Below are 15,820 nucleotides of genomic sequence, written 5' to 3'. Positions count from 1 at the left end.
CGCGGGGGTCCACGGCTCACATCGGCTCCCGACGAGGAGAGCTTGATGAACGACCTTTTCGGATCCGCATCGTCCGCGCCGCCGCCCCCGCCCCCTTCGGCGGGCTCAGGCCCTTCGACAGGCTCAGGGACCCAGACAGGCTCAGGACCCGGCGGCTCGGCCGTCGCATCGGCGGACGACCTCGCCCGCGCGCAGCGCATCGTGAAGGTGATCTCCGATTCGTACGCGACGAAGATGGTCGGTCAGGAGCGACTGCGCACCAGCCTGCTCGTCGCCCTCATCGCGGGCGGTCACATCCTGCTCGAGTCGGTGCCGGGACTGGCGAAGACGACGGCGGCGAGCACGCTCGCCGACACCGTTCAGGCGACCTTCAAGCGCATCCAGTGCACTCCCGACCTGCTGCCCAGTGACATCACCGGCAGCCAGATCTACGATGCCGCGACCGGCAGCTTCCGCACGGTGCTGGGTCCCGTGCACGCGCACTTCGTGCTGCTCGACGAGATCAACCGCTCGAGCGCGAAGACGCAGTCGGCGATGCTCGAGGCGATGCAGGAGCGCCAGACCACGATCGGCGGCGAGGTGCACCCGCTGCCGCGGCCGTTCCTCGTGATCGCCACGCAGAACCCGATCGAGCAGGAGGGCACCTACGAGCTGCCCGAGGCGCAGATGGACCGCTTCCTGCTGAAGGAGATCGTCGAGTACCCCAGCCCCGCCGAGGAGTACGAGATCCTCGGCCGCATCGACTCCGGCGCCCTTGATCCCGACCGTCACGTGCCGGGTGCGATCAGCCTCGACGACGTGCACGAGCTGCAGCAGATCGCCGCCCGGGTGTACATCGACCCCGCGATCCGCAACTACATCGTCCAGCTCGCCTACGTGACCCGCAATCCCGCGCCGTACATCGGCGAGGAGCGCGCCCGCTTCATGAAGTACGGCGCGAGTCCGCGCGCGAGCATCGCCTTCTTGCAGGCGTCGCGCGCGCTCGCGCTGCTGAACGGCCGCACGCACGTGCTGCCCGAGGACATCCGTGCGCTGCGCCACCTGGTGCTGCGCCACCGGGTGCTGCTGACGTTCGAGGCGGATGCCGAAGGGGTGCGCAGCGAGCAGATCATCGACCAGATCTTCGCGTCGGTCCCGACGCCGTAGCCCTTCGACAAGCTCAGGGACCAGTTGTGGCAAGTCTGATCACCCAGGTGAAGAGCAAGCTCTTCATCCGCTCGTCGCAGAAGTCGATGCACGCGCTCGACGGCGCGTACGCGTCGCTGCTGCGCGGGCGCAGCCTCGACTTCGAGGATCTGCGCCCCTACGAGTTCGGCGATCAGGTGCGCGACATCGACTGGCGCGCCACCGCCCGTCACGGCGAGCCTCTGATCAAGCGCACCAAGGCGACGCGCAAGCACACCGTGCTGTTCCTGGTCGATTCCGGTCGCGGCATGCGCGCGCTGGCGGAGGACGAGCAGACCAAGCGCGAGCTGGTCGTGCTGCTGGTGGGCGCACTCGGCGTGCTCACCGTGCGCCACGGCGACGACTTCTCGGTGATTCATGGGGATGCCGCCGGCATCCGCCGACTCCCTCCCGGCAGCAGCGAGGGCGCCCTGGAGCACGCGCTGCGCACGCTCGACGCCGCGATCGAGGCGAGCACCGCGGCGAACGACCGCGACAGCCTGCTGCGCTACGCCGCACGCCACATCGCGCGGCGGATGATCGTCGTGCTGGTCACCGACGAGACACCGCTGACCGACGAGACCGAGCGGCTGCTGCGCCGGCTCACCGTGCAGCACGACCTGCTCTGGCTCACCGTGCGGGATGCCGATCCGGTGATACGTCCCTTCGACAGGCTCAGGGACCCAATCGACAGGCTCAGGGACCCAATCGACAGGCTCAGGGACCCGAAGAACGTGCACCGGCGCGATGCCGACAGCGCGTGGACCGTGCCCGATTTCGTGCACGGCGATGCCGAGGTGCTGGCGGAGCTCGCCGCGCAGGAGGCCGCGGACACCGCGCGGCGCGACGCCGTGCTGCGCGGATTGGAGATCACCCACGCCGAGTTCGGCGCGCAGAGCACCGCGGTCTCGACTCTGCTCGCGATGCTCAACAGGAGGTCGCATGCCCGCCCCTGATGAGATGTATCCGCCCGCGCAGTACGGGTGGGGCTGGATCGTCGCGGCGATCGGCATCCTGCTGCTGCTCACCCTGGCCGCCTGGCTGCTGATCGTGCTCACGCGGCCGCGCCGCAGCATCACCCTGCCCGGCGCCCCCGTGCACAGCCCGCCGACCGCCGAGGTGCTCGACGCGCTGCGCGCGGACTACCTCGCCGATGTGCAGCGCATCGAGGACGCCCACCGCGCGGGCTCGATCAGCGCTCGGCAGGCGAACCTCGAGCTCAGTCGCAGCGTGCGCGCATTCGTCAACGAGTACTCCGGGGTGGAGGCACCGGTGCTCACGCTCGAAGACCTCACCGCCCGCGGCGTACACCCCGCCCTCGTCGATGCGCTGCGTCGGCACTACTACCCGAGCATCTTCCAGCGCGGACCCGCCGTCGATCCCGTCCGGGGCGCCGAGGCGGCGCGCCTCGTCTTGCAGAGCTGGCGGTGAGCCGATGACGCTGAACACGTGGTGGCTCGTGCTCGTCGCCCTCGGCGTGCTGCTGGCCGCGGTGCTGGTGGGGGTGCTGCTCGGCATCCGATCCCCTGGGCACGATGAGCACGACCGCGCCGCCCTCGTCTCGCGCGCCGAGCGCGTGCGCGCCCTGCCGTCCTTCCGAGCGGCGGTGCGCCGACGCACCGCTCTGCTCGTGGGCGTCATCGTCGTCGGCGCGATCGCCGTACTCCTCGGCGGGGTGGTGGCCGCGCGCCCGATGGCGGCGAAGACGATCCAGCCGGTCAACGCCAGCCGCGACATCATGCTCTGCCTGGACGTGTCCGGCTCGATGGCGGATGTCGACGTCGAGGTGCTCAGCGTGTTCGAGGAGCTGCTGGCGGGGTTCGAGGGCGAGCGCATCGGACTGACGATCTTCAACAGCTCCCCGGTGCAGGTGTTCCCCCTCACCGATGACTACGCGTTCGTGAAGGAGCAGCTGCGCAGCGTGCGCAGCAGCTTCGACTACGCCGACGAGACCCCCGAGCACTGGGTAGGCACGCTCAACGGCCCCGGTGCCTCGCTGATCGGCGACGGCCTGGCCGCGTGCACCATGCGCTTCGACCATCAGGACGACGAGCGCAGCCGCTCGGTGATCCTCGCCACCGACAACGAGCTCGCCGGCGCCTCGATCCTCACGATCGAGGAGGCCGCGCAGTACGCCGCAGCACAGCAGGTGCGGGTGTTCGCGCTGAATCCCGTGCAGGGCAAGGATGCCGCGGTGAGCGCGCAGCTCGCCGACGCCGCCGCGTTGACCGGCGGGCAGTCCTACGCGCTGCGGGCGACGACCACGGTGGGCGACATCATCGCCGAGATCCAGAAGCAGGAGGCGTCCGCGCTGAAGGGTCAGGCCCAGGTCGTGCAGGTCGACAGCCCGGACCTGTGGATCGCGCTGATGCTGCTCGCGATCCTCGCGTTCCTCGTGCTGCTGAGCGCGGCCCTGAGGAGGCGCGCGTGATCTTCCAGCCCGTCCTGCACCCGATCCTGCTGGCGCTGCTGTGCGCGGTTCCCGGGTTCTTCGTCGTGCGTGCGCTCGTGAGAGGGCCGTCGCGCGGACTGTGGGGAATGCGTCTCGCGATGATCGTCGTCGTGTTCGTGATGCTGCTGCGCCCCGGCATCCCCGGCGGCACGTCGCAGACCCTCGCCACCGACACCGATGTCGTTCTGGTCGTGGACACCACGGCGAGCATCGTCGCCGAGGACTGGGACGGCGGCGACCCGCGTCTGGACGGGGTGCGCGCGGACGTGCAGCAGATCATCGACGAGTACCCCGGTGCCCGGTTCGCGCTGATCACCTTCGACGCCGCCGCGCAGCTGCGTCTGCCGCTGACGACGGATGCCACCGCGCTGATGACCTCGCTCGACGTGCTGCGACCCGAGGTCACCGACCAGTCGCGCGGTTCGTCGATCGGGATCGCGAACCGGATGCTGGCCGAGACCCTCTCCGGTGCGGCGCACGCCGCTCCCGAGCGCAGCCGGATGGTGTTCTACCTCGGCGACGGCGAGCAGACGGTGAGCTCGGAGCCGGAGTCGTTCGCGTCGAGCGCGAAGTACGTCGACGGCGGCGCGGTGCTCGGCTACGGCACCGCGGCGGGCGGGCCGATGCGGAAGACCACGGGCGCCGGTGCGCAGGCGGGCGACTACATCGAATATCAGGGGCAGCGCGCGATGTCGGTCATCGACGAGGACAACCTGCGCACCGTGTCAGAGCAACTCGGCGTCGAGTACCAGGCCCGCGCGGCGGATGCCGAGCTCGCACTGCCGGAAGCGCCGAGGAGCACCACCGCCTACGCCGCCTCCGGGCAGGTCGGCAACGTCATCGAGCTGTACTGGGTCCTCTCCCTCGTGCTCATCGCCGTCCTGGCGGTCGAGGTGACCCTGGCGACGTCGGCCGTCATGCGGATGCGGCACCTCGCCCGCCCCCTCGATGGACGCACCGCTCGGCGGCCGGGAGGTGCCGCATGACCACCCCGACCCGGGCCGACGCGGCCGCAGCGCTGCTCGCGCAGAACCGGCTGCGCGCGCGCATCCGCCGTATCGTCGCGATCGCCACCCTCCCGCTCACGCTGGCCGCGCTGCTGTTCGTCGGCAAGGTGCTGAGCATGTACGCCTTCGCGCACACTTCGATCAGCGCCTTCGTCTCGGTCGCGTATGCGGAGTCCGAATCGGCGGCACGCGGACAGGACTGGCTGAACTGGTTCCAGCCGTTCGCGGCGCCGTACAACATCGGCACGGCTCTCGGCGGGGCCGAGCAGCTCGCCGACGCGCGCGCCGAGCTCGAGAGGGCGCTGCCGCTCGCGCAGGGGCTGGAGGCGTGCCCGGTGCTCATCAACCTGTCGCTGGTGGTGGAGCGGCAGGGCGACGCCGCGCAGGCCGACGGCGACGCGGCGAGCGCGGCCGAGCGGTACGGCGAGGCGCTGCAGATCACCGTCGACACCCCCGAGGAGTGCCGCAGCGAGGACGCACAGGATCAGTCGCCGGATCCCAACCGCGACATGACGGACACGCTCGATCAGAACCAGCAGCGTCAGCAGCAGAAGCAGCAGCAGAGCCAGCAGGATCCTGACCAGAGCGGGCAGCCCCAGAATCCGGAGCAGGGCGAACAGCCGCCCACCCCGCAGGACCGGCTCGACGACATCGAGGAGCGCCTCAACCAGGGCGCGCAGGAGCGCGAGGATCAGCTCGGCGGCGGGGACGAGGGCTCCGGCGGCGGCGGGACGGACAGGCCGTGGTAGACCACCAGCGCAGCAGGTACGTCGGCGGCGCCGAGGGCGCGCCGCCCCTGCCCCCGCCCGGCGGGTACGTCCGCCCGGGCCTCGTCCGTGGAGGTCTGGATGCCGCGGCGGGCCTGCCTGCGGCATCCGGCGACGTCTCGTACTCCGCGCCGCCCTCGGCGGCGAAGGGCACCAACGCGATCGGCCTCGCCGCGATCTCGACCACGGTGGTGTTCGCGCTGATCCTGCTGCTGCTCATGCTCGCCGGCGGCACCGACGCGCTGTACGGCGTGACGCTGCTGGTGCTGCAGGTGGCGGTCGTCGGCGTGATCGTCGCCGCGCTGCTGACCAGGCGCGGCCGGATGCTGGGTGCCATCGCCCTCGCGCTCACGCTGGTGCTCAACGTGGCCACCGTGGGCGCCATCGGGGCCCTGCAGTCGGCGGCGACGCACGCCTACGACGGGACGAAGTCCGAGAAGCAGCGGCACGCGCAGGCCTATCCAGGGGTGAAGGATCAGTCCCCGCAGGAGGCGCTGAGCGGGCCGTCGCTGGAGGAGGTGCAGCGTGAGGGCGACGCGCTGATGGCCGAGGTGCGCCGTCGCGTGAGCGACCGGTTCGGCTACACCTGGGTGCAGAGCGGCACGGTCGACGTGAGCCCGGAGCGCAACGGCTACGGCGGCGAGTCGATGCTGCAGCGCTACACGTCGACGATGTGGACCACCGCACAGCCGGTGCAGGACGACGTGCGCAAGCGCGAGGTGATGCAGGTGATCGACGAGGTGCTCGCCACCCGCGGCATGGATTCCCTTTACCCGCTCAACGAGGCGGGCACCGGCATCTCGCCCGATCTGATGGCCAAGCTGTACGGCTCGATCGACCCCGCACGCCAGCACACCTGGGAGTACTACAGCGGGACGTTCCCCGGGCCGCTGCGCTTCTACGCCTACGCGTACGACCTCTCGAACGACCCGACCGGGGAGTTCCGGGTGCAGCGCGAGGCGCTCGCGCAGCAGACCGGGGAGCCGCTCGAGGGCATCCAGCTGGTCGTATTCGCCCGGCGCGTGCTCCCCGAGGCCGACCGCGCCGAGTTCGAGCAGCGGCTGCGGGAGTACCCCGGGTTCTGATCCGCGCGGGGTGGGCGGTCACCGGCAGGTCGCCTCGGAGCGCCTCAGGGGAGGTCCTCGAGGTCGACCGGCTCATGCTCGTCGCCGGGCAGCTCGGGCTCGTCGATCTCTTTGAGATCGTCGACCGCGGGCCCTTCCAGCAGCGTGCCGTCGGCGGCGAAGCGCGAGCCGTGCAGCGGACAGTCCCACGATCTCTCGGCGCTGTTCCAGGTGACGATGCCGCCCAGGTGCGTGCACACCGCCGACAGGCGGCAGGTGACGCCGTCGACGGTCGACACCGCGACCGGCTTCATCCCGGCGCTGCCCACGATGCCCTCGCCCTCGGCGGGCGGCGTCTCGGGCAGCGGATGGCGCTCGGCCGAGATCCATCCCGCGGTGGCATCCCTGGCCACCTCCGCCCCGGCGACCGCACCCTGCACGAGATCCTTCGGGGTGGTGATGCGGTGGTGCAGCGTCTGTGCCCAGGGCATGCTGCCGTCGAGCACCTCGGCGGTGATGCTGAGCGCCGCGGCCACCGCGTTCGTCATGCCCCACTTGTTGTAGCCGGTGGCGAGCTTGATGTGCTTGCCGGTGCGCGGCATCCAGCCCACGAACGGCACCATGTTCAGGGACTGATAGTCCTGCGCGGCCCACGCGTGCGTGCGCTGCGCGCCCGGAAAGTGCTCGTGCGTCCACTGCTCGAGGTCGTCGACCAGCGCCTGCGTGTCGTCGACGCGACCCACGTCGTGATCGTTGCCGCCCACCAGCAGCAGCTGCTCGCCGTCGTACGACGCGGTGCGCAGCGACCGCGTGGGCGCGTCGATCGAGAGGTACATCCCCTGCGGGATGCGCGCGGCATCCGGCATCCGGTACGCCTGCGCATACGAGCGGTTGGCCTTGAGCTTGGCGAAGTACAGGCCGCGGTCGAGCACCGGCACCCCGGTGGCGAGCACGACCGTGCCGGCGTGCACGTCGCCGACCGAGGTGATCACGCGGCTCGGCTCGCCGGTGTCGACGTCCTTCACCCGCACGCCCTCGACGATCACCCCGCCGCGCTCGCGCAGGTCCGCGGCGAGCGCGCGCAGCACGTCCATCGGGTCGAACTGCGCCTGCGCACGCAGCCGCATCGCGCCGTGCACGCGGAACGGCAGCTCGAGCTCGCTGACCCGCTCCACCTCGAGCCCGGCCGTCCGACACGCCTCGTACTCCCGCTCGAGCGAGCGCACACCGTCCTCGGTTCCCGCGTAGGTGAACGCGTCGCGACGGTCGACGGCGACGCCGTGCTCGTCGAGGTAGCGCAGCATCCACTGCTGACCCTCGAGGTTGCCCTCGACGTAGGCCTTGAGCACCCGGTCGGATCCCCGCGAGCGGATGCCGGAGAGCACCCCGCCCTGCAGCAGGCTGAGCTTCGCGGTGGTGTTGCCGGTCGCCGCGGCGCCGACGAAGCGGGCCTCGAGCACCGCGACCGACAGCCCCGCCCGGGCCAGCAGCACGGCGGTTGTCAGACCGGTCAGACCCGCGCCCGCCACCACCGCGTCGTAGCGGGCGTCGGGCTCGAAGGTGTCGGTGGGAATGCGTGCACGCTGGTCGTCGAGCCACAGGGACGTCACGATGGTCTCCTTCGCTGGGGAGTGACCAGTACATCGTGAGGGCGACCGCGGTGAACAGGGCTTGACATCCTCGCGCTTCTCACGACGGCGGGTGTCATACGCTGGCATCTGGTCGTGCGACGCGACTCGGATCGACGAGGGGAACCCCACTTGCCTGAGCACACGCTTCTCGCCATCGACGGCGGCCAGACGGGCATCAAGACGCGTTTCGTCTCCGCGGACGGCACCGCCCAGGAGTGGCTGTTCCCCGGCGTGCTCACCGATCGGCCACTGACGCCGCAGCTCGCCGCCGTGGTGGCCGAGGTGGCCAGCGCGACCCAACAGGCACCGCACACGATCACGTTCGGCGTCTCGGGCCTGACCTCCGCGGAGGCGGAGGCGGATGCCCTGATGCGGCATCCGGGTCTCGCCGAGGCGCACCGCATCGTCGTGACCCACGACTCGGTCACCTCGTTCCTCGGCGTGCTGGGCGACCAGCAGGGCGCGGTCGTGGCAGCCGGCACCGGTGTCGTGACACTCGGCGTGGGGCCCGAGCATGCGACGCGCGTCGACGGGTGGGGATACATCATGGGCGATGCCGGCAGCGGCTACTGGATCGGGCGGGCGGCCCTGGATGCCGTCATGCGCGCCCACGACGGCCGCGGGCCGGCGACCGCGCTGACCGCGGTAATGCAGGAGCGCTGGCCCGACCTCGAGACCGCCTACGTGGCGCTGCAGGCCTCGGAGGATCGGGTGCGCACCGTGGCATCCTTCGCGGCGCCGACCGCTCAGCATGCGGCATCCGGCGACGAGGTGGCGGTCCGCATCTGCCGCGACGCCGCCGCCGAGCTGGCGACGGCCGTGCTCGCCGCACTGCGGGTCACCGATGCCCCCGCAGACGCGGCGGTCGGCGCAATCGGCGGCGTGTTCGGCTCCGACGTCATCCGCGCGACGTTCCAGAGCGCCGTGCGCGCCGAACGTCCGGCTGCTCGATTCGTCCCGCCGGCGGGATCCGGCCTCGACGGCGCCGTGGCCCTCGCCGGGCTCGACTCCGCGCACCCGCTGCACGAGCGCTTCGCCGAGCGCACCTGCTGAGCGCACCCGCAATCCTCCCTAGACCCTCGAGAACCCCGACCGGAAGGCAACGCATGCCCCGCTTCGACCTCTCCCCCGCCGAGCTGCGCGCGTACCGCCCCGCCGTGACCGAGCCGGCCGACTTCGACGCGTTCTGGCAGCGCACGCTGGAGTCCTCGCGTCGACTGGCCGCACCCGCCGAGCGCACCCGTGTCGAGACGCCCCTCACGCTGGTGGACGTGTACGACCTGTCGTTCAGCGGGTTCGGCGGCGACCGGGTGCGCGGGTGGTTCGTCGTGCCCGCCGGGGCGAGCGGGCCCCTGCCGACGGTCATCGAGTACAACGGCTACGGCGGCGGACGCGGCCTACCGCACGAGCGCCTGGGCTGGGCGGCATCCGGTTACGCGTGGGTGTTCATGGACACCCGCGGTCAGGGCAGCGGGTGGGGCACCGGCGGTTCGACGCCCGACCCGCACGGTACCGGCGCCTCGGCGCCCGGGTTCATGACCCGCGGCATCCACGACCCCGAGCAGTACTACTACCGCCGGGTGTTCACCGATGCCGCGCTGCTGATCGACGCGGTGCGCACGTTCGAAGAAGTGGATGCCGATCGCATCGCGGTCACCGGTGGCAGCCAGGGCGGCGGGATCGCGATCGCCGCCGCCGGACTCACCGAGGGCCTGGTGGGCGTGATGCCGGATGTGCCGTTCCTGTGCCACTTCGAGCGTGCGGTGGGGTTGACAGACGCCGATCCGTATCAGGAGATCGTGCGCTATCTCTCCGTGCACCGGGATGCCGTGGCGCAGACCTTCCAGACCCTGTCGTACTTCGACGGGGTGAACTTCGCCTCGCGTGCCGCGGCGCCCGCGCTGTACTCGACGGCGCTGATGGACCCGGTGTGCCCGCCCTCGACCGTGTACGCCGCCGCGAATCACCACCGCGGCGGCGCCGAGGTGGTGGAGTACGCGTTCAACCAGCACGAGGGCGGACTGGGCGTGCAGTGGCAGCGCCAGGCTGCCTGGCTCGCCGCGCGCCTGCGCTGAGCGCCGGCCCGCCGCTCGCAGAGGGCGGCGGTTCAGGAGGAGAGTGCGAGCCAGGCCGCGACGGCGAACCCGATGACGGTTGCCAGCCCGGTCGACTCGGTCGCCTTCTTCTGCGCCTCGGGGATCATCGAGTCCACGAGCATCACCAGCAGCGCGCCGGCCGCGAAGCCGTTTGCCGCCGCCCGGAAGCCGTCGCCGACGGCGGATGCCAGCGCGAAGCCCGCGACTGTGGCCAGCGCGCACACCACGGCCACGCCCGCCCACAGCAGCACGACCCTGCTCTTGCGCATCCCACCCGCGAGCAGGTCCGATGCCGAGCCGATCGACTCTGGCAGGTTGGAGACCAGGATCGCGACCACGAGCGCCACACCGACGCCCTCGCCCGAAGCCAGTCCGATGCCGAGCACGAGCTGCTCGGGGATGCCGTCCAGCAGCGCCCCGACCGCGAGCGAGCCTCCGCCGGTGTCCTTCTTCTTCCGATGCGCCTGACGGGCGTCGAGCACGTGCGCGGCGACGTAGTAGCAGAGCGCGCCCGCGCCGACCCCGGCGATCAGCGGCAGGTTCCCCGCGAGCTCGACGCCCTGCTCCCAGAGCTCGAAGGCGATGGAGGCCATCAGCGCCCCGGCGCCGAAGCCGAGGATGATGCCGAGCAGGCGATCCGGCCAGCGGCGCACGAGCGAGAGCAGCGCCCCCACGAGCAGCGGCGACGCCGCCACCGCACCCCACAGCACCGCCTGACCCATGACGGCCAGGCTACTCCTCGTCCCGGCCGCCACACGACGGGGCGACACGCCGCGCGCCGATAGACTTGAATCCATGTCCAAGGTGCTCCAGTCCCTCCCCGTCGGCGAAAAGGTCGGCATCGCTTTCTCCGGGGGTCTCGACACCTCCGTCGCCGTCGCGTGGATGCGGGAGAAGGGGTCGATCCCCTTCACCTACACCGGAGACCTGGGCCAGTACGACGAGAGCGACATCGCCTCGATCCCCGACCGCGCCCTCGAGTACGGTGCCGAGGCGTCGCGTCTGGTGGATGCCAAGACGGCGCTGGTCGAGGAGGGCCTGGTCGCGCTGCAGTGCGGCGCGTTCCACATCCGCTCGGGCGGGAAGACCTACTTCAACACCACCCCCCTCGGCCGCGCGGTCACCGGCACCATGCTCGTGCGGGCGATGCGCGAGGACGGCGTCGACATCTGGGGCGACGGCTCGACGTACAAGGGCAACGACATCGAGCGGTTCTACCGCTACGGCCTGCTCGCCAACCCCCGGCTGCGCATCTACAAGCCCTGGCTCGACGCCGACTTCGTCACCGAGCTGGGCGGACGGCAGGAGATGAGCGAGTGGCTCGTCGAGCGCGGCTTCCCGTACCGCGACTCGGCTGAGAAGGCCTACTCGACCGATGCGAACATCTGGGGCGCCACGCACGAGGCGAAGACCCTCGAGCACCTGGACGTGTCACTCGAGACGGTCGACCCGATCATGGGCGTGAAGTACTGGGATCCCGCCGTGGCGATCGACACCGAGGACGTCACGATCACCTTCGACAGCGGTCGCCCGATCGCCATCAACGGCACCGAGTACCCCGATCCGGTGGCTCTCGTCATGCAGGCCAACACGATCGGCGGACGCCACGGTCTCGGCATGAGCGACCAGATCGAGAACCGCATCATCGAAGCGAAGTCGCGCGGCATCTACGAGGCTCCGGGCATGGCGCTGCTGTTCATCGCCTACGAGCGCCTGGTCAACGGCATCCTGAACGAGGACACCCTCGCCACCTACCACGAGCAGGGCCGTCGCCTGGGCCGGCTGATGTACGAGGGCCGCTGGCTCGAGCCGCAGTCGCTCATGCTGCGCGAGTCGATCCAGCGCTGGGTCGGCCTCACGATCTCCGGCACGGTCACGCTGCGCCTGCGCCGCGGTGACGACTGGAGCATCCTCGACACCGTCTCGCCGAACCTGTCGTACGGCCCGGAGAAGCTGTCGATGGAGCGCGTCGGCGACGCCGCCTTCGGTCCGGTCGACCGCATCGGCCAGCTCACCATGCGCAACCTCGACATCGCCGACTCGCGCTCGCGCCTGGAGCAGTACGCGGGCCTGGGGCTGGTGGGCGGCGCGACGGGCGAGCTGGTGGGCAAGGTCACCGCCGGTGAGGCACGCGACATCACCGAGCTCGTGGAGGGCTCGGTCTCGCAGGTCGACGGCGTGCTGACGGATGCCGTCGATACGGCATCCGAGGGCGCGGCCTTCGACTCCGGCACCGACTGACCCGCCACCGGCTCACCGGTCGGCACGAATCGGGGGCCGACACTCCAGATGACGGACGTTCTCGCGGGAACCGTCCGACATCTGGAGTGTCGCCCCCCTTTTCGTACCCACTGTGGCCGGACTCTCAGCTAACTTGCACACCTCTGTGCAATATAATTGTGGCATGACCGCGTCCCGCCCCCCTCGCTCGGATGCGCGGGCGAACCGCGTCGGCATCCTCGACGCCGCACGCAGCGCCCTCGCCGACGACCCGCGCGCCAGCATCGACGCCATCGCTCGCAGCGCCGGACTCTCCCGCAGAACGCTGTACGGGCATTTCGATGACCGCGAGGCCCTGATCCGCGAGCTGGTCGCCGTCGGCGCGCAGCGCTTCAATACGCTCGCCACCTCGGTCACGGATGCCGATCCGCGCCTCGCGCTCGCCCGCCTCGCCGCGCTGCTCTGGCACGAGGCATCGCACGTGCAGGTCGCCGCCGCCATCGCCCTCGACGAGGCGCATGTGACCGACACCGCCGCCGCGCTCGCCCCGGTGCGCCGCATGGTTTCCGAGCTCGTGCGACGCGGGCAGGACGAGGAGCTGTTCCGCACCGACCTCGCGGCGCCCACACTGGCACGGCTCATCGAGGAGGTCTCCCGCACGGTCGTCTCGCGCACGGACGCGTCCTCGCCGAGCGCAGCCGACCTCGCCGTGCGCACCGTCCTGAGCATCGCCGGGCTCTCGTGGCGGGAGGCCGACGCGCTGCTGGCCGCGCATCCCGACGTCCTCGAGACGCGCCCCGACTCGGCGAAGGAAACAGAATGAGGATCGCCCTCGACGGCATATCGAAGGGACGACGCGGACAGGCGCTGCCGACCGTGACCCTGACGTTCGAGACCGGACACGCCCGCTTCGTGCGCGCCGAGACCGAGCAGCGCCCCACTGTGCTCGGCCTAATCGCCTCGGGCCGGATGCGCTCCGACACCGGTCGGGTGACGATCGATGGGGAACACGATGCCGCGCAGCTGCGCCGCCGGGTCGCCCTCGTCGACGCCCCCGAGGTCAGCGATCCGCATCCCGGGGTGACCCTCGCGGCGGTGGTGGGCGAGGAGCTCATGTTCGCGGGCCGGGGCGCGACGCCCCTGCACGCGCGCCGCTGGCTGGCGAACCTCGGCTTCGACGACCTCGCCGGATCGCCGATCGGCACCGTCGATCCCGCCGCACGCGTGCGCATCCTGTGCGAGCTCGCCGTCCTGCGCGAGGGCGTGGACGCTCTCGTGCTCGTCTCACCCGACCGGCACGGCGGCCGGCCCGACGGCTGGTGGCGCATCGCCGCGGAATTCGCCGAGCGCGGGTACGCCGTGCTCGTGATCGTCGGCGGCGCCGCCGCGGCGGTGATCGCCGGGATGCCGGAGACGCTCAACGCCGTGCACCTCGCGGATGCCACGACGAAGCCCGTCCCGGATCACGACCCCGCACAGCCAGACGCCGGACGCCCCGACGTGGAAGACCAGCAGGACGAGGAGGACGCACGATGAAGGTGCCCTCGATGATCGCCGCCGAGCTGCGCCGGCTGACCGCGAGCCCGATGGCCGTGATCGCCCTGCTCGCGCTCATGTGCGTGCCGATCCTGTACGGCGGACTGTACCTCTGGGCGAACCAGGACCCCTACGGCCAGTTCAGCGAGGTGCCCGTCGCGCTCGTCGTCGACGACGCCGGCAGCGGCGAGGGCGCGGATGCCGTGAACTACGGCGACGAGGTCGCCGACAACCTGCTCGGCGACGCCTCGTTCGACTGGCGGCTCATGTCGGCATCCGCAGCCACCGATGCCCTCGCGCACGGCGCGGTGGACTTCACCGTCACGCTGCCGGCCGACTTCTCCGATGCACTCGTGTCGGCCGGCGGCGATCAGCCGCACCAGGCGCTGATCGAGCTCGAGACCAACGACGCGAACAACTATCTCGCGTCGACGATCGGCACGCAGACCGTCGAGCGGATCCGCCGCTCGGTCGCGGAGATGGTCGGATCAGAGGCCGCCGGGCGCCTGCTGACCGGGCTCAGCGATGTGCGCGACAAGCTCGCCGAGGCCACCGACGGCGCCACCCAGCTGCGCGACGGGGCGGGCACCGCCCGCGACGGCTCCGCGACGCTGGCATCCGGACTCACCACCCTTGCGGACGGCACCCGCGATCTCGCGGACGGCGCCCGCACCCTCGCCGACGGCAGTGCGCGGGTGAGCGACGGCAACGCCCAGCTGGCCGACACCGCCGATCGCGCGGCGACCCTCATGCAGCAGGCGACCGACGCACTGCCCGCCGCCCGCTCCGACCTCGCCCGGGCGATGGCAGAGCGGGGGCTCACGTCGGCCCAGATCGACACGGTGCTCGCCGAGCTCGATCCCGTCGCCCACCGGCTGCGCGACGGCAACGCGGCTGCGCAGAGCTCGGTCGAGCGCATCGATGAGCTCGCCGCAGGCGCGCGGCAGGTCGCGGATGGTGCGCGGCGCCTCGCGGACGGCGCGGGCAGCGCCGCCACCGGCGCGGCCTCCGCCCGCGACGGCGCGGCGCACCTGCGCGACGGTCTCGGCACGCTCGGCAACGGCATCGGCACGTTGCGCGACGGCCTCGCGTCAGGTGTGGAGGCCATTCCGGCATCCACTCCCGACCTGCGCGAGCGGCAAGCCGACACCATCGCCGACCCCGTCAAGGTCTCCAGCGACAAGGTCGCCGCCGCGCAGGACTACGGGCAGGGCCTCGCGCCGTTCTTCGCGGCCCTCGCCGGCTGGATCGGCATCTACGCCCTGTTCCTGATCGTCAAGCCGATCTCGCGCCGCGCCGTGACCGCGCTGCACTCCCCCCTGCGCATCACTCTCGCCGGCTGGCTCACCCCGGCCGCCCTCGGTGCATTGCAGATGACCGGACTCATCGCCGTGCTGGGCTTCATGCTCGGCTTCGACTTCCAGCATCCGTGGGGATCGCTCGGGGTGATGATCGCCGCATCGGCGACCTACACCGCGATCATCCTCGCGCTGAACGTCTGGCTCGGCTCGGTGGGCCAGTTCATGGGCCTCGTGCTGATGGTGCTCCAGCTGGTCACCGCCGGCGGCACCTTCCCTTGGCAGACGCTGCCCGCCCCGCTGGCCGCGCTGCACCACGTGCTGCCGATGGGATACGTGGTCGATGCCATGCGGCAGCTCATGTACGACGGCGATCTCAGCCGGGCGCTATGGGATCTCGGTGTGCTGGCGGCGTGGCTGGCGGGCGCCCTGCTGCTCGCGGCGATCGGAGTGACCCGGATGACGCATCGGCGCACGCTGCGCGATCTGCAGCCCAGCCTGATCGGATGATCCCTGCCCGGCGGAGGGGCGAGTGGGTAGGATGCCAGGGCGCGCGTTATCCCGAGACGCGCGCTCAGACTCCCT

The 15,820-nt window shown here is 71.3% G+C and carries 15 protein-coding genes; 13 read left to right on the top strand and 2 right to left on the bottom strand.

What is annotated here, in order from left to right:
* The first annotated feature begins 45 nt into the window (after positions 1 to 45).
* The 7 genes from WFG93_RS02760 to WFG93_RS02730 are packed head-to-tail and all read left to right on the top strand — an operon-like array spanning position 46 to position 6,475.
* On the top strand, positions 46 to 1,146 hold the full coding sequence (locus WFG93_RS02760) for an AAA family ATPase (protein WP_336644782.1): 1,101 nt from the start codon (positions 46 to 48) through the stop codon (positions 1,144 to 1,146).
* Between the two features lie 26 nt (positions 1,147 to 1,172).
* The gene (locus tag WFG93_RS02755; protein WP_336644781.1) at positions 1,173 to 2,120 is read left to right on the top strand and encodes a DUF58 domain-containing protein; all 948 of its coding nucleotides are present in this window, start codon (positions 1,173 to 1,175) and stop codon (positions 2,118 to 2,120) included.
* Complete coding sequence (locus tag WFG93_RS02750; RefSeq protein ID WP_336644780.1) at positions 2,107 to 2,595, top strand: hypothetical protein; 489 nt, start codon at positions 2,107 to 2,109, stop codon at positions 2,593 to 2,595. The genes WFG93_RS02755 and WFG93_RS02750 overlap by 14 nt, the downstream gene beginning before the upstream one ends.
* Positions 2,596 to 2,599: 4 nt before the next feature.
* Positions 2,600 to 3,595, top strand: coding sequence for a vWA domain-containing protein (locus tag WFG93_RS02745; RefSeq protein WP_336644779.1), 996 nt, complete (start codon positions 2,600 to 2,602; stop codon positions 3,593 to 3,595).
* Positions 3,592 to 4,602 (top strand): vWA domain-containing protein, encoded by a 1,011-nt coding sequence (locus WFG93_RS02740; protein ID WP_336644778.1) that lies wholly within the window; start codon positions 3,592 to 3,594, stop codon positions 4,600 to 4,602. Before WFG93_RS02745 ends, WFG93_RS02740 begins: the two co-directional genes overlap by 4 nt.
* Complete coding sequence (locus WFG93_RS02735; protein ID WP_336644777.1) at positions 4,599 to 5,372, top strand: hypothetical protein; 774 nt, start codon at positions 4,599 to 4,601, stop codon at positions 5,370 to 5,372. Before WFG93_RS02740 ends, WFG93_RS02735 begins: the two co-directional genes overlap by 4 nt.
* Positions 5,366 to 6,475: a hypothetical protein gene (locus WFG93_RS02730; protein ID WP_336644776.1), complete on the top strand. Its 1,110-nt coding sequence runs from the start codon at positions 5,366 to 5,368 to the stop codon at positions 6,473 to 6,475. The genes WFG93_RS02735 and WFG93_RS02730 overlap by 7 nt, the downstream gene beginning before the upstream one ends.
* A 44-nt stretch (positions 6,476 to 6,519) precedes the next feature.
* On the opposite strand, the gene WFG93_RS02725 is transcribed toward WFG93_RS02730, so the two are convergent.
* Complete coding sequence (locus tag WFG93_RS02725) at positions 6,520 to 8,064, bottom strand: FAD-dependent oxidoreductase (RefSeq protein ID WP_336644775.1); 1,545 nt, start codon at positions 8,062 to 8,064, stop codon at positions 6,520 to 6,522.
* A gap of 150 nt (positions 8,065 to 8,214) precedes the next feature.
* Here WFG93_RS02725 and WFG93_RS02720 point away from each other — a divergent pair, with 150 nt between their 5' ends.
* Together WFG93_RS02720 and WFG93_RS02715 are read left to right on the top strand one after the other, a co-directional pair.
* Complete coding sequence (locus WFG93_RS02720) at positions 8,215 to 9,138, top strand: N-acetylglucosamine kinase (RefSeq protein ID WP_336644774.1); 924 nt, start codon at positions 8,215 to 8,217, stop codon at positions 9,136 to 9,138.
* Between the two features lie 53 nt (positions 9,139 to 9,191).
* Positions 9,192 to 10,160 carry an acetylxylan esterase gene (locus tag WFG93_RS02715; protein WP_336644773.1) on the top strand — a complete coding sequence of 323 codons (969 nt, stop codon included), beginning with the start codon at positions 9,192 to 9,194 and terminating at the stop codon, positions 10,158 to 10,160.
* Between the two features lie 32 nt (positions 10,161 to 10,192).
* Here WFG93_RS02715 and WFG93_RS02710 read toward each other — a convergent pair whose 3' ends face one another.
* On the bottom strand, positions 10,193 to 10,903 hold the full coding sequence (locus WFG93_RS02710; RefSeq protein WP_336644772.1) for a ZIP family metal transporter: 711 nt from the start codon (positions 10,901 to 10,903) through the stop codon (positions 10,193 to 10,195).
* Positions 10,904 to 10,976: 73 nt separating this feature from the next.
* On the opposite strand from WFG93_RS02710, the gene argG reads away from it, so the two are divergent.
* The 4 genes from argG (at position 10,977) to WFG93_RS02690 (ending at position 15,745) form a co-directional block, all read left to right on the top strand.
* Positions 10,977 to 12,422, top strand: coding sequence for an argininosuccinate synthase (argG, locus tag WFG93_RS02705; RefSeq protein ID WP_336644771.1), 1,446 nt, complete (start codon positions 10,977 to 10,979; stop codon positions 12,420 to 12,422).
* Positions 12,423 to 12,585: 163 nt separating this feature from the next.
* Entirely contained in the window at positions 12,586 to 13,224 is a 639-nt protein-coding gene (locus tag WFG93_RS02700; protein WP_336644770.1) for a TetR/AcrR family transcriptional regulator, read from the top strand.
* On the top strand, positions 13,221 to 13,937 hold the full coding sequence (locus tag WFG93_RS02695; protein WP_336644769.1) for a hypothetical protein: 717 nt from the start codon (positions 13,221 to 13,223) through the stop codon (positions 13,935 to 13,937). Before WFG93_RS02700 ends, WFG93_RS02695 begins: the two co-directional genes overlap by 4 nt.
* The gene (locus WFG93_RS02690) at positions 13,934 to 15,745 is read left to right on the top strand and encodes a YhgE/Pip domain-containing protein (RefSeq protein WP_336644768.1); all 1,812 of its coding nucleotides are present in this window, start codon (positions 13,934 to 13,936) and stop codon (positions 15,743 to 15,745) included. Before WFG93_RS02695 ends, WFG93_RS02690 begins: the two co-directional genes overlap by 4 nt.
* Positions 15,746 to 15,820: the final 75 nt, after the last annotated feature.

The organism is Microbacterium sp. USHLN186, assembly GCF_037145155.1.
In the GTDB taxonomy this organism is placed as follows: domain Bacteria; phylum Actinomycetota; class Actinomycetes; order Actinomycetales; family Microbacteriaceae; genus Microbacterium.
Note: the sequence above shows the minus strand (reverse complement) of the source record. Positions and strands in the feature narration are given on the sequence as shown.

Coding starts and splice junctions, on each gene's coding strand:
- WFG93_RS02760 (WP_336644782.1), top strand. CDS start 46: ATGAACGACCTTTTCGGATCCGCATCGTCCGCGCCGCCGCCCCCGCCC.
- WFG93_RS02750 (WP_336644780.1), top strand. CDS start 2,107: ATGCCCGCCCCTGATGAGATGTATCCGCCCGCGCAGTACGGGTGGGGC.
- WFG93_RS02745 (WP_336644779.1), top strand. CDS start 2,600: ATGACGCTGAACACGTGGTGGCTCGTGCTCGTCGCCCTCGGCGTGCTG.
- WFG93_RS02735 (WP_336644777.1), top strand. CDS start 4,599: ATGACCACCCCGACCCGGGCCGACGCGGCCGCAGCGCTGCTCGCGCAG.
- WFG93_RS02715 (WP_336644773.1), top strand. CDS start 9,192: ATGCCCCGCTTCGACCTCTCCCCCGCCGAGCTGCGCGCGTACCGCCCC.
- WFG93_RS02710 (WP_336644772.1), bottom strand. CDS start 10,903: ATGGGTCAGGCGGTGCTGTGGGGTGCGGTGGCGGCGTCGCCGCTGCTC.
- argG (WP_336644771.1), top strand. CDS start 10,977: ATGTCCAAGGTGCTCCAGTCCCTCCCCGTCGGCGAAAAGGTCGGCATC.
- WFG93_RS02700 (WP_336644770.1), top strand. CDS start 12,586: ATGACCGCGTCCCGCCCCCCTCGCTCGGATGCGCGGGCGAACCGCGTC.
- WFG93_RS02695 (WP_336644769.1), top strand. CDS start 13,221: ATGAGGATCGCCCTCGACGGCATATCGAAGGGACGACGCGGACAGGCG.
- WFG93_RS02690 (WP_336644768.1), top strand. CDS start 13,934: ATGAAGGTGCCCTCGATGATCGCCGCCGAGCTGCGCCGGCTGACCGCG.